General features: G+C 72.1%; 13 protein-coding genes. 2 read left to right on the plus strand and 11 right to left on the minus strand.

Going from position 1 to position 12,402, the window contains the following annotated elements; all coding sequences use genetic code 11:
• A partial coding sequence (locus D7W79_RS28965) for a CPBP family intramembrane glutamic endopeptidase (protein ID WP_147442104.1) occupies nucleotides 1-469 on the plus strand: 469 nt, incomplete at its 5' end.
• Here the strand turns inward: D7W79_RS28965 and D7W79_RS28970 are convergent.
• The 11 genes from D7W79_RS28970 to D7W79_RS29020 form a co-directional block, all read right to left on the minus strand.
• On the minus strand, nucleotides 463-1,713 hold the full coding sequence (locus D7W79_RS28970) for a type II toxin-antitoxin system HipA family toxin (RefSeq protein WP_120528623.1): 1,251 nt from the start codon (nucleotides 1,711-1,713) through the stop codon (nucleotides 463-465). The two genes, D7W79_RS28965 and D7W79_RS28970, sit on opposite strands and share 7 nt — an antisense overlap.
• The gene (locus D7W79_RS28975; protein ID WP_120528624.1) at nucleotides 1,700-2,047 is read right to left on the minus strand and encodes a helix-turn-helix domain-containing protein; all 348 of its coding nucleotides are present in this window, start codon (nucleotides 2,045-2,047) and stop codon (nucleotides 1,700-1,702) included. The genes D7W79_RS28970 and D7W79_RS28975 overlap by 14 nt, the downstream gene beginning before the upstream one ends.
• A 51-nt stretch (nucleotides 2,048-2,098) precedes the next feature.
• A complete protein-coding gene (locus D7W79_RS28980; RefSeq protein WP_120528625.1) occupies nucleotides 2,099-3,061 on the minus strand; it encodes a hypothetical protein in 963 nt (320 codons plus the stop codon).
• Between the two features lie 55 nt (nucleotides 3,062-3,116).
• Nucleotides 3,117-3,914 (minus strand): ABC transporter ATP-binding protein, encoded by a 798-nt coding sequence (locus D7W79_RS28985; protein WP_120528626.1) that lies wholly within the window; start codon nucleotides 3,912-3,914, stop codon nucleotides 3,117-3,119.
• A gap of 57 nt (nucleotides 3,915-3,971) precedes the next feature.
• Nucleotides 3,972-6,866, minus strand: a complete 2,895-nt coding sequence (locus D7W79_RS28990; RefSeq protein WP_120528627.1) for a CHAT domain-containing protein — start codon at nucleotides 6,864-6,866, stop codon at nucleotides 3,972-3,974.
• A 1-nt stretch (nucleotide 6,867) separates the two neighbouring features.
• Complete coding sequence (locus tag D7W79_RS28995; protein ID WP_216627433.1) at nucleotides 6,868-7,383, minus strand: hypothetical protein; 516 nt, start codon at nucleotides 7,381-7,383, stop codon at nucleotides 6,868-6,870.
• A 114-nt stretch (nucleotides 7,384-7,497) separates the two neighbouring features.
• The gene (locus D7W79_RS29000) at nucleotides 7,498-8,232 is read right to left on the minus strand and encodes a hypothetical protein (RefSeq protein ID WP_120528629.1); all 735 of its coding nucleotides are present in this window, start codon (nucleotides 8,230-8,232) and stop codon (nucleotides 7,498-7,500) included.
• Entirely contained in the window at nucleotides 8,229-8,774 is a 546-nt protein-coding gene (locus D7W79_RS29005; RefSeq protein ID WP_120528630.1) for an RNA polymerase sigma factor, read from the minus strand. Before D7W79_RS29005 ends, D7W79_RS29000 begins: the two co-directional genes overlap by 4 nt.
• A 318-nt stretch (nucleotides 8,775-9,092) precedes the next feature.
• Nucleotides 9,093-9,377: a hypothetical protein gene (locus D7W79_RS29010; RefSeq protein ID WP_120528631.1), complete on the minus strand. Its 285-nt coding sequence runs from the start codon at nucleotides 9,375-9,377 to the stop codon at nucleotides 9,093-9,095.
• Between the two features lie 30 nt (nucleotides 9,378-9,407).
• Nucleotides 9,408-10,580, minus strand: coding sequence for a GAF domain-containing sensor histidine kinase (locus D7W79_RS29015; protein ID WP_120528632.1), 1,173 nt, complete (start codon nucleotides 10,578-10,580; stop codon nucleotides 9,408-9,410).
• A 177-nt stretch (nucleotides 10,581-10,757) separates the two neighbouring features.
• A complete protein-coding gene (locus D7W79_RS29020) occupies nucleotides 10,758-11,510 on the minus strand; it encodes an SDR family oxidoreductase (protein ID WP_120528633.1) in 753 nt (250 codons plus the stop codon).
• Between the two features lie 124 nt (nucleotides 11,511-11,634).
• Here D7W79_RS29020 and D7W79_RS45885 point away from each other — a divergent pair.
• A partial coding sequence (locus D7W79_RS45885) for a LysR family transcriptional regulator (protein WP_147442105.1) occupies nucleotides 11,635-12,402 on the plus strand: 768 nt, incomplete at its 3' end.

Raw genomic sequence — 12,402 nt, forward strand, 5'->3', positions numbered from 1 at the left:
GGGCACGTACGTGGTGCACCTGGCGGCGTCGGTGCCGTTGGCGGCGGTCGCGGTGGCGTTGAAGCTGGCGGGCCAGGAGCTGGAGGCGCGCAAGGGCGTGGCGGCGGCGCTGCTGGGCACGGGGCTGGGCGTGCCGGCGTTCGCGGCCATCATGGTGGTGGTGACGGGCTTCGAGGAGTTCGTCTTCCGAGGCTTCCTCGTGCCCCGCCTGCGGGTGGTGCTGGGCGGCTGGGTGCCGGCCATCCTGGGAGCCGCGGCGCTCTTCTCCGTGGGACACTTCTACGAGGGCACGCTGGCCGTCTTCCAGACGTTCGTGATGGGCGCCTGGTTCGGCTTCGTCCTCTGGTACCGGGGACGGCTGCTGCCGCTCATCGTCGCCCACACGGCCTTCAACACCATCAGCTTCGCGCTGATGCTCTGGCTGTCACGCTCCGGCCTGCTGGAGAAGCTGCCGCCCCTGACTCAATAGGTGTACTCGAAGCCCTCGTAGTCGAAGGCCCGTTCGATGGCCTTCAAGTCCGCCTCGATGCCGCCACTGCCGTGGACGACGTCGCGCCAACGGGACGACACGCGGGCTTTCATCTCGTCGATGAGCCGGCTGGCCTCATCCCTGGACAATCGGAAGCGCGCGCATTCGCTCAAGAAGTTGCGCCGATTGGCGCGGCGATGCTGGGCGCTTCCCACCTCCATCGCCAGGTCGCGTTCCGTGCTGGCCTGTGGCGCGGGGGTCAGGTCATAGGCGGGAGACAGGCTCCAGTGGACGTCGGGCGCAATGAGCGCATGGTTCCGGGGATGGTCGTCGATGTTCGAGATGAGCGCGTTGAACACCATCCGCGAGAACAGCTCGCGCAGGTCTTCGTCCGGGTCGCGAACCCAGCGTTTCAGTTCATCCGCCAGCAGGAGGTATGACCAGCCGCTTCGCTCCCTCGGTCCCGCGCGCGGCTCCTCATCCGCACGGAGCACCGTCAGGGCGCTGACCATCCGGTGGCGCAGATAGTTCGGACCGGTCCGCTCCCGGTCGAACCGGCGGACCAGGAGCACGTCCTGTCCCGCGACCCGGATGAGCTTCCCGGAGGCTGCGCGAAGCCCACACTCCCGGGCGAGCTCCAGCATGCCGAGCTCGACCACGGCGTTGTTCCACCGGTCGCTCCGCGATGGGAACTTGGCGATCCACAAGCCGTCATCGTCCTCGACGACGTTCTTGGGACGCGCGCCGCCCATGGAGCTGCCGGGCTGCACCAGTGCGTTGACCTGGGGCGACGGCGGCAGCCCCTGCTCGACGCGGTTCGCCTCGTCGAGCAACTGCTGGAGTTGGAGCACCTTGTTGAACTGATGAACGGGAGCGGGCGGCGTGGTGCTCTCGCCGAAGGAGAGTGCGCCCGCGCGATCCTCTGGCGAGTTGAGCAGGAAGCCCACCTCGCTCAGGTCCCCACGTCCCAGCTGCCGTTCGATGACCCTGCGTCCCCAGGCATCCGGAGAAGCGTCCCGCAGCGGACCGAAGATGCCCCCCAGCCGCGCCGTCGTGAAGACGCCCTCCCTCAACGGGAGCTCGAATGGATCCAGCGCGACGGCGCGGGGGTTGGCCAGATAGCTCCTGCCGTAGACGAATTGCCCCACGCCCTCCTGCTGCACGTAGCGGCCACAGGTGACGACGTCGAGCGAGGCCGGAAGCTGGAGGTACACGTAGCAGCCAGACGGATCAGAAGTCGCCATCGAGTCCCCCCTTCGACTTGAGGGCCACCCGCGCGGGCTGGCGCGCCGCCTCCAGCGTCTTGCCCTCCTCGTCCAGCTCCGGCGAGGCCAGGTTGTCGAACTCGCGCTCGAGCCCCAGGGCCCAGAGAACGGTGAAGTAGGCGCTGAGCGCCGTGGTGGGGCTGCCTTCCTCGATTCGCCGGAGCGTGCCGAGTGCCAGCCCCGTCTTCTTCGCGAGATCCACCTGCCGGAGCCCACGCCGGATCCGGGCACGCTCGATGTTCTGCCCCAGGGTGGTGATGGCCCGGGCCACGGCGAACGGCGTCGTGTCGTAGGTCAGGTTCTGACGCGGCATGCTCAATAGATTGCCTCTTGGAGGCCCCAAGAAGCAATCTATTGGTCCTGGCTAGGCCAGCGCTCCAGGCATCAGCTCGGACGCCAGTTCCCTCACGAGCCTTCGGGCCAGGTCCGCGGAGGGGAGCCCGGAGTGGCGGGCCACTTCGTCCGGCAGGTGGCTGGTGGAGGCGTCGTGCTCCAGATCGCGCCAGGCTTCGCGGCGGGCGGACTCCACGCGCTCGCGGGCCTCTGGCGACAGTCGCTCCATGGCCCATGCGTCGATGGCCCAGGACAGCTCCGCGTGCATCAGCTCGTCCGGGGCGATGGCGCCCAGGGACTCGCGCACCTTCGCGTCCTCCGCGCTCCTGGCCTGCCAGCCCGCGAGCAGCGCTCCGAAGGTCTCTCGCACGCAGCCTTCCACCGCGTTCTCGATGGCGAGCGCCTCCAACGAACGGGCCTGGAACGGTGCCACCGTCAGCTCCGGCATCGGGGCTCCGTGACGGCGGGCCAGGGACTCCATCGCGCTTGCGTGGCGCACCTCGTCCTTCGCGGCTCTCCTCGCGGCGCGCACCAGGTGCTCCGGCGCACCGTGGCTGGCCAGTTCGTCCGCGAGCCGTTCGAAGGCCGGCACGGACGCGGCCTCCAGGTGCGCCATCCTCGCGAAGAGCGCTCCCAGCGCGGGTGTCCCCGTGGCCACCGCGCCGTCGCTGCACAACCCCTCCGGCCTCCGCCCCTCGCAGATGTACATCACATGGCAGTTCACCTCGTCGGGCTCAGGGAGCGACTCCGAGGAGCGCGAGAACGAGCAGGGAGGCCCGCCATGGTACGCCGCCCGCCGGCACAGCTCCTCGCACGCGGTGTCCGCCGTGGAGACACCCCCATCCTCCGAAGGGATGTCGGCGATGCGGAACGACTCCGGATAGAGGCCGTCCTTTTCACAGCTCCACGTCGAGGAGCACCCCAGTCCCAGGGTGGCGACGGGCGCGAGCAACCACAGACGCTTGAACACAGGGCGCAGCGTGCGACGGGACATGCGGACTCCTGCTTCCACCACGAACCCGCCGGCCCTCGGGCCCCGGCAGACTACCTCAGGCCTGCGACGTCTGCGCCTGCGCGGAACGCCGCCGCAGCCAGTTGCGCAGGAAGGCCTTCACCTCCGGGTGCTGCGACTGACGGAAGTGGTCCGGCGTGCCGTACTCCACCACGCGCCCCTCGTGCATCAGCGCCAGGTGGTCCGCCATTCCGAAGGCGGACGCCACGTCCGGTGTGATCACCAGCGACGTGGCCCCCAGCTGCTGCTTGCCCGTGGTGATGATCTCGTTCACCGCCGCCGTGGTCAGCGGATCCAGACCCGCCGTGGGGTCGTCGTAGAGCAGGATTTTCGGCTGGAGGATGGTCGCGCGCGCGAAGCCCACGCGCTTCTGCATGCCGCCGGACAGCTCTCCCGGGAAGCGCGTGGCCGCGTGTGACAGGCCCACCTTGCCCAGCGTCTCGTTCACCGTCTTGGTGATGTCCGGCTCGGACATCTTCGTGCGCTCGCGCAGCGGGAACGCCACGTTGTCGAAGACGTTGAGCGAGTCGAACAGCGCGTTCGCCTGGAAGAGGATGCCCAGCTTGCGGCGCATCTGGTTGAGCGAGGGCTCGTCCATCTTCGCCACCTCCTCGCCCTCCACGCGCACGAAGCCCCGGTCCGGCCGCATCAGGCCCATGATGTGCTTCATCAGCACCGTCTTGCCCGAACCGGACACGCCCATCAGCACGCAGGTCGTGCCCTCTGGCACCACCAGGTCCACGCCCCGGAGCGCCGGCTGCCCGCCAAACGACTTGTGCAGGTCCCGCACCTCGAGGGTCAGCTTCGGCGCCGGCTCATGGCTCGCGTCACTCATCGCCCCGGAACCCTACCGCGCGGGCCCCGCCACCGCGCTCCTGATTCACGCCGCGCCTCACCGCCTGCCCGCTCCCTGCTGCTTCCTCGAGCGACGCCTCCAGAGACCGAACAGGGTCAGCGACAGGAGACCGGCCCCCACGGCCAGCCCCGGGACGAGGCTCCGCCCCAGGCCGCGCGGAGCCAGGCCCGCGGTGGGCCGCACCGGCACCAGCGCCGCGTCTCCCATCACCCCCAGCCCCGCCCACGCGGCCGCGGGCTCGCCGTCCTCCCAGGCCTCGCGCTGGGCGTCGCGCAGCGCCGACGCCGCGCCCTGCCCCGCCGCCAGGTGCCGGTAGTAGCGCTCCAGCAGCTCCGCGGCCTCGGCGTCGCGCATGGGCCACAGGCTGGCCACCACGGCGCGGGCGCCGGACTCGAAGAAGGCCCTCGCGAGGCTCAGCACGCCCTCGCCCGCGAGCAGCGCGCCGGAGGCCCCCCGGCAGCTGGAGAGCACCACCAGCGCGTCCCTCATGCGCAGCTCGGTGATCTCGCGCGGCTGGAGCAGGCCGTCCTCTCCCGCCGAGCCCGGGGCCAGCACCAGCGCGGAGCGCTCCGGGGACTCCACGTCCACGACCGCGTGCGCGGCCACGTGGAGGATGCGCACCGCGTCCCAGCGGGACGTCTTGAGGGCCTGCTCGGAGGCCTCCGCCCCCACGAGCAACCGGGGCTTCACGGAGGTGTCCTCCAGCGCCTCGCGCACGGTGCGGCCCTCGCGCCGCGCCTCCGGAAGCGCGCCCAGGCTCGCGGTCTCCAGGAACACGCCGCCCCTCGCGGTGGCCACGGTTCGCGCGCCGGAGGCGGTGCCTCCCCGGTCGGGATCCGCCAGGACGAGGGCCTCGCCTCCGGGGGGGTGTTCGGGCTGCTCGCGCCAGTAGTGGAGCAGGCTCGCGGAGGGCACCCGCGCCAGTTCGTACCGCGCCATCAACGGCGGGCCGTCCGCGCGCTCCCGCAGCGCGGCGAAGGGCAGGTCGTGCAGCGGCCCATCCGGCACCAGCAGCAGGCGCGACACCTTCGGTGGCAGCTCGCGCAGGGCGGGGGCGAGCAGCTGCGCGTACAGCGCGGCGGCGGCTCCTGCCTCTGAACCATCGCGGCGCTCGATGAGGCCCGACAGGAGCGCCACCGCGGGGCGCAGCCGCGCACGTTCGGGGATGCGGTACGCGTGCGTGCCCTCGCGTGTCACCGCCAGCACCCACGCGCCTCCCGCGCGCTCGCCCTGGACGTCCTGGTCCGCGCCCGCGAGGAAGACGAGCAGGGCCTCCTCCTCCCCCAGGCGCTGCTCGGTCGCGGCGAGGGATGCGAATGACAGCTCCATGCGCCGGGCCGCGGGTCGCAGCTCTCGCTCGCGGCGCTCCAGCTCCTGGAGTTCTCCCAACAGCCGTGCGCGCTCGGACGCGGAGAGCGCTGGTTCCAGCAGCCTCCGCTGGGTGACGGACAGGGCGCGCAGCACGCGGGTCCGCTCCTCCCGGTGCTCCGGTGTCTCTGCTTCCGCTGGGAGCGCGCGGGAGGCCACCAGGGCCTCGAACAACGTCCTCGCCCTCAGGCGCTCACTCACCGCGAAGGCCCGCTCCAGGGCCTGGCGCGGCGGCACCGCGGAGGCCTCTCCGGCCTCCAGGGTGCGGCCCGCGAGCCGGTGGTAGTCACCGGCCCAGCCGGAGAAGAGCTCCGCCTGGCTGGTCGCGTCCCGCTGCCACTGGCGCAACACCTCCACCGCGTCGAGCGCGCGCTCCGCCTCCCCCAGCGCCTCCGGCAACGGGCGCGTGCGGAAGGCCACCATCGACCGCGCTCGCCACGCGGAGGCGAGGTAGAGCGGGTTGTCGTGCTCGGCGGCCAGGGACAGGGCCTCGTCCACGTCGCGCCATGCGGCGCCCGCATCCACCGCCGCCCGGCGTTCGGCGCGCGTCCACAAACAGGAGATGCGCCGCTCGGGCAGGCCCGTCTCCCTCGCGATGTCGATGCAGCGGCCCAGCGCCTCCTCCGCTTCGCCCCGCTCCCCGGGCCCGTCCCCCAGCAGCTCCGCCACGAGGCGCAGCGACATCGCCTCGAAGACCTTGCTGCCCGCGCGCCCGGCCGCCGCGAGCGCCTCCCTCGCGAGCCTCAGCAGCTCCGGCCGGCCTCCCGCTTCGGGACGCTCCTCCTGCCGCTGGTACGCGAGGTTCGCGAGCGCGAAGCGGACGCGCGCCTCCGTGCCCGCGTCCTTCGTGCGCTCCGCCAGCTCCGCGAGCCGCGCGTACACGTCCAGCGCCTCGTCGAAGCGGCCCAGGTTCACGCTCACCGTGGCCAGGGGGCTGAGCAGCTGCTTCTTCATGCCGTCCGTGCCGCCCGGAAACGCCAGGGCCTCCGCGCGCTTGAGCAGCCGGTAGGCGCGCCCCAGGTCCTGGCCCAGGTCGGAGAGCTCGGCCGCCTCCAGGATGAGCGCGCGCACCTCCAGCTTCGAGTCCCCGGAGGCCCGCGCCACCTCCCCCACCCGCAGGACCCACTGGTGCGCTTCCTCCGTCTGGCCGCGCATCCCCAGCACGCTGCGCAGGTTGATGCCGGCCAGCACCTCGCCCTCCGCGTCCCCCTGGCTCCGGAAGGCGAGGGCCGCGCGGCGGTAGGACGCCTCCGCCAGCGCGGGCTCGGACAGCAGCTCCAGGTGACCGAGCACCAGCGTGAGCCACGGCCGGTCCGGGTGCCTCGCGATGAGCCCCTGGACCCTGCGCCGCGCCTCGTCGCGCCCCTGGAGCCCCTGGGCATCGCGGAAGAAGCACATCGCCGCGTCGGAGTCCTCCGGATGCGCGTCGAAGGCCTCCTCGCACCGCGCGAGCGCGGAGGGCTCCGCGGGAGCGGCGGCGTGCGCGGGGACGCCCAGGGCCAGCCCCACCGCCAGGGTGAGGCCGCCCCATCGTCCCCTGCGCTGTCGCCGCCTCTCGGTCACCTCAACGCTCCACGGGCTCCACCGTACATGCGCCCAGGATGGTGACAGGCTCTGGCATGCCCGTGATGGGGTCCTTGGCGTAGACCGTAATCTCACAGAAGGTGCTCTTGGGAGGCGGAGGATCCTCGCGCCCCTCCCGCTCCAGGACCAGGACCCCCGCGGACATCTGTTCCGCGCCCGGCGGCAGGATGAGCTGCGCGCGGACCCCGCCCGAGGAGGGAGCCCGGGTGCTCACCCGCAGGGGAGCTCCCGCGCTCACGGTGCCCGTGACGGTCGCGAGCACGACGCCGCGTTCGTCCAGGATGTTCAGGGTCATGCGCACCGTGGACGGTGCGCTCAGGGTGCCCGCCTCCACCACGGAGGCCACCACCGTGTCACCCGCGGCGCCCACCAGCGGCTGCGTGGTCACGGCCACCGTGTACGACGCGGGCGCGGTCTGCGCCGCGGCCGTGACTCCCCACAGCAGCGCCATCATCACCAGCGCGCGCACCCATTCCCTGCCTGCATGGATTGCCATCATCGACTTCCCCCTCTGCTTGTCATTCATTGCGTGGACGGATCCCCACCGCGCGCGGCTCCGCACGCGTTCAGCGCGAAGGACCCACGAACCCACCACGAACTCGCCGCGGGCTCACCGCAACCGGTTCACGAAGGTGCTGCTCCGCTGGACACTTCCATCCGGCAGCCGGGCTTCCACCTGCCACAGGACGCGCGCTCCGGCGGGCAGCTCCCGCAGCACGTCCGCCGGCACCGTGTACTCGCGCGTCTCCAGCCGCTCCGCGCGATGGAACAACTTCAAATCCTCCGACGACACCTGCACGCTCCAGGACACCGCCTGGGGCACTCCGCTCCAGCGGATCACGAACTGCTCACGCGCAAGCGCGGTGGCTTCCGGCACCCCTGAGGTGATGGCCTCCGCCGCGCCGCCGCGGATCCGCTCCGGGTCCTCCCCCGCCTGCTGCTGCCGCAGCACCACGACCGTGCCCACCAGGACCACCAGCATCGCCGCCATCGCGGCCCAGGCGGGCCGTCCCTGCCAGACGCGCCGGGCCTGCTCGCGCCGCGCGGCCAGGGGAACCACCTTCGAGGGCGCCTCCGCGCCCACGCCCGTCGAAGCCCGCTCCGCCTCCGCCGCCGCCTGGGACATCGCCTTCGCCAACCGCCAGGCGCGCGCCCACGCGGGATCCGCCGCGACGCGCTCGACCACCTCCCGGCGCTCCTCGGCCGGAAGCGCGTTCGTCACCGCGAGCCAGACGCGGTCCGCGTCCACCGGCGTCCCCGGCGCTTCATCGTCGCGCAGCGCCGTGCGCAGCCGCTCCACGCTCGCGGCCTCCAGGGTCTCATCCTCGGGACGGCGTTCACTCACGGCTCGATTCCCTTCAGGGAGAGACAGGCACGCAGCGCGCTCAGTCCCCGGTAGATGAGGTTCTCCGTCCGCTTGGCATCCCAGCCCAACAGCTCCGCGGCCTCCGGGACGGTGTGCCCCTGCAGGTGCAGCGTCACGGCGAGGCGGCGGTCCTGCACCAGCCCCTGAAGACAGTCACGCACGGCCCGGGCAATCTGCGAGGCCCCCGCCGCACGCTCCGGGTCCCCCGGCGCCACCGGCTGCTGGGGCCCCTCCTCCACCTCCTCCAGCGCCACCTCCTTGCGCGCCCCCAGCCGGCGAAGCTCGTCAATCAGCGTCGTGTACGCCACCCGGTACAGGTACGCGGGGGTCAGCTCCGCGCGGCCCGGGTCGCGCCCGCGCAGCTCCACCACCCGCATCATCGCGACCTGCAGCAGGTCCTCCCGCCGGTCCGCGAGCGACGCGGGACAGACGCTCGCGAGCGCCCGGCCCAGGTCACGCCGCAGCGTCTCCAACCCGGCGTCCGGGGATGCACCCGCCCATGGGCCGTGTCGCAGCTCCAAGATGCCTCCCCTCGTGGAAAAAGGGCGCCGAGCGTCGTCGAACCCATCCTCCGAGGCAAGGCGAGGCCAGGCAATCCAGGCGAATCCCTCCGGAGCCAGCACGCTCCAGGGGGACACTGCCAGGCTACCCCAGGGGGGTGAGCGCCATGGCGGTGGGCCGGGCCATGGAACGAGGACGCGGGGATGGGGACATGGGGCTGCTCCTGGAAAGGGGGCGCCCGGCGGCCGTCAGGGCCGTCCGGTTTCGCGCCTGCCCCCACTCAACGGAAATGCCCCTTTTTTCCCCTCACCCCCGCGGTGCGATTCCTCCCGCCGCCCTCAGTGGGGCGCGGGACCCAGCCCGGCCGGCTCCACGTGCGACTCCGCCAGCCCCGGGCGCGCGCTCATCAGCACGTCGATGCGCAAGCGCAGCCAGTCCATGCCTCGCGGCCCGTCGTAGTCGTGCGCGGAGAAGTAGGTGGTCACCGTCCCCGCGCGCAGCATGAACCGCGCCTCCCGCCGCTGGTACGTGACGCGGAAGCCCTTCGTCCGGCCCACCTCCACCAGGTCCCGTGTCATCGCCTTCGCCTGCTGCTCCGCTTCTTCCGCCCAATCCGAAGACATGGTCCTGTCCTCCAAACGAACGTGTTCGCGCTACCCGGACACCAGCGGCAGCGACAATTCGAAGCGCGTTCCGGTCCCTGACGTCGAGGCCACCTCCAGGGTGCCGCCATGCGCCTCCGCGATGCGCCGCGCGAGGAACAGGCCGATGCCCAGCCCCGTGGAGCCCGGGCCTCGCGTGAAGCGCTCGAAGAGCATGGGCACCAGCTCCGCCGGGATGCCCGTTCCCTGGTCGCTCACCGACACGCGGACCCACGGCCCCTCCGGGCGCGGCTGCGCCTCCAGTCGGAGGTCCACGGGCCGCCCCGGCGGCGAGTGCTTGAGCGCGTTCGCCACCAGGTTCTCCAGCACCTGCCGCACCCGGTCTGGATCCGCCAGCGTCACCAGCTCCTCGGGCCCCTCGAAGCGCACCGGGTGGTCGGGCGTGCTCGCGGTGGAGGCCAGCTCCCGCGCCAGCGCCGTCAGGTCCACCGGCTGGGGGCGCAGGTGGAAGAGGCCCTGGTCCAGGCGCCCCACGTCCAGCAGGTCGTTGATGAGCCGCGTGAGGGAGCGCAGCGACGCGGCCGCGCCCGCCGCGTCCCGCAGGTCCTCCGACGCGTTGTTTCGCTGGGCCCTCCGCTGGATGAGCTGGATGCGGGCCTGGAGCGGCAGCAGGTGGTTGGCCATGTCGTGCGCGAGCACGGTGATGAGGTCCTCGGCCGCCTTGCCGCGCGCCTGCTTCACCGCCAGCTTCGTCAGCTCCTGCACCAGCTCCACGCGGTGGGCCACCATGCCCACCCAGCGCGCCGCGGCCTGGAGGAAGCGCAGGTCGTGCTCGGTGAAGAAGTCGTTGCGCGCCGACGACACGCCCAGCACGCCCCGCGTCTGCTCGCCGATGGGCAGGGGCACCATCAAGGAGGAGCGGACCCCCAGCCGGTCCTTGATGCCGGGAAGCTCCTCCGGGTCCTCTTCCTGGCGGCCGGAGATGAAGGGGGTCTCCGTCTCGAACACCTGGACCGCGCGCCCCTTGTTGGCCAGTGGCTGCCGGTCCAGCCCCAGCGCCTTCTGCTTGTGGGCCATGGGCGTCTGGCTCGTGCCCACCGCCACCAGGGTCTGGGTGCTGTGCTCGATAAGGAAGACGTCCACCTTGTCGGCGTTCAGCAGCTCGGAGATGACCTGACCCGCGGTGTCCAGCGTGGGGCGCAGCTCGGCGGCAGGGAGGGCCATCAGCTGCTCCAGCGCCCGCAGCCGGGGGTCCTCCCATCCACTCCCTGTTCCTGACCTCTCGTCGCTCACGCGACAACGGTGGGGATGCTCCCTGCCCGGAGCCACCCATGGGGTGGGCGACCCGTCGGTTGCACGAGGCTCGCGGGCCGCCTGCTCCCCCGCCCACGCGCCAGGCGTTCAGACCATTCCGCCGTTGGCGCGCAGCACCTGGCCGTTGATCCACCCGCCCTCCGGACCGGCGAGGAAGGCCACGGACGCGGCGATGTCCTCCGGCGTGCCCAGCCGCTCCAGGGGGTTGAGCTTCGCCATGCGCTCCACCAGCTCCGGGGACTTGCCGTCGAAGAAGAGCTCCGTGGCGGTGGGGCCGGGCGCCACGCAGTTGACGGTGATGTTCCGGCCGCGCAGCTCCTTGGAGAGGACGCCCGTCATCGTCTCCACGGCGGCCTTGGTGGCCGAGTACACGCCGTAGTTCTCCATCCGCATGGCCAGGACGCTGGTGGAGAAGTTGATGATGCGGCCCCCGTCGCGCAGGCGGCGCGCGGCTTCACGCAGGCCGTTGAACGTGCCCTTGAAGTTGACGGCCACGTGCTGGTCGAACAGCGCGTCGTCGAAGTCCGCGAAGCGGATGAACTTCCCGATGCCGGCGTTGTTCACCAGCACGTCCACCCCGCCGAACGCCGCCTCCGCCGCGTCGAACATCCGGGGGAAGGCGGTGACGTCCGCGACATCCGCCTGGACGCTCAGGGCCCGGCCCCCGCCCGCCTCAATCCGGCGCACCAGCGCCTCCGCCGCGTCGCGGCTGCCCGCGGAGTTGACGAGGACGTTGAAGCCGTCGCGGGCCAGCCGCTCCGCCACCGCGGCGCCGATGCCGCGCGAGGCGCCCGTCACGAGGGCCGTCTTCTTCTGCTGCGTTCGCTGGGGGGTCGTCATGGGGTCTCTTCCTCTGGAGGTTCGCCCGACGTCCGCGTCGGAGCGCCGGGTGAGGACAAGATGGACCTTTCCGCCCTTCGGATAATCGGCTTTGTTCCGGCATCACTGTTCGGCAAGGCGGACAATGGACCGGTTCGACGCCATGAAGGCCTTCACGCGCATCGTGGAGTGCCGGAGCTTCACGCAGGCCGCGAAGGACCTGGGGCTGCCGCGCTCGTCGGTGACGGACGCGGTGAAGCAGCTGGAGGCACGACTGGGGGTGCGCCTGCTCCAGCGCACCACGCGCCACGTGAGCCCCACGCTGGACGGCGAGGCGTACTACCAGCGCTGCGTGGCGCTGCTCGCGGACCTGGAGGAGGCGGACGCGGCGTTCGTGGGGGCGCGGCCGAAGGGGCTGGTGCGCGTGGAGGTGCAGGGCACGCTGGCGCGCCGGGTGGTGCTGCCCCGGCTGCCGGAGTTCCTGGAGCGCTATCCGGGCATCGAGCTGTACATGAGCGAGGGCGACCGGTTCGTGGACCTGGTGCGCGAGGGCGTGGACTGCGTGCTGCGCGCGGGCGAGCCGAAGGACAGCGACATGGTGGCCCGCAGGGTGGCGCTGCTGGAGGAGGTGACGTGCGCGTCGCCCGCCTACCTGGCGCGGCACGGCGTGCCGGAGAGCATCGAAGCGCTCCAGCGCGGGCACCGCATGGTGGGCTTCCGCTCCTCCGCGACCGGGAGCCTCATCCCGCTGGAGTTCACGGTGGGCGGCGAGGTCCGCCACGTCGTGCTGCCCACGACGATGAGCGTGAACGGCGCGGAGACCTTCGTCGCGGCGGCGCGGCTGGGGCTGGGCCTCATCCAGGCGCCGCGCTACCGCCTGGAGGAGGACTTCGGGCGGGGCACGCTGGTACCC

This window comes from Corallococcus exercitus (assembly GCF_003611585.1).
Taxonomy (GTDB): Bacteria; Myxococcota; Myxococcia; order Myxococcales; family Myxococcaceae; genus Corallococcus; species Corallococcus exercitus.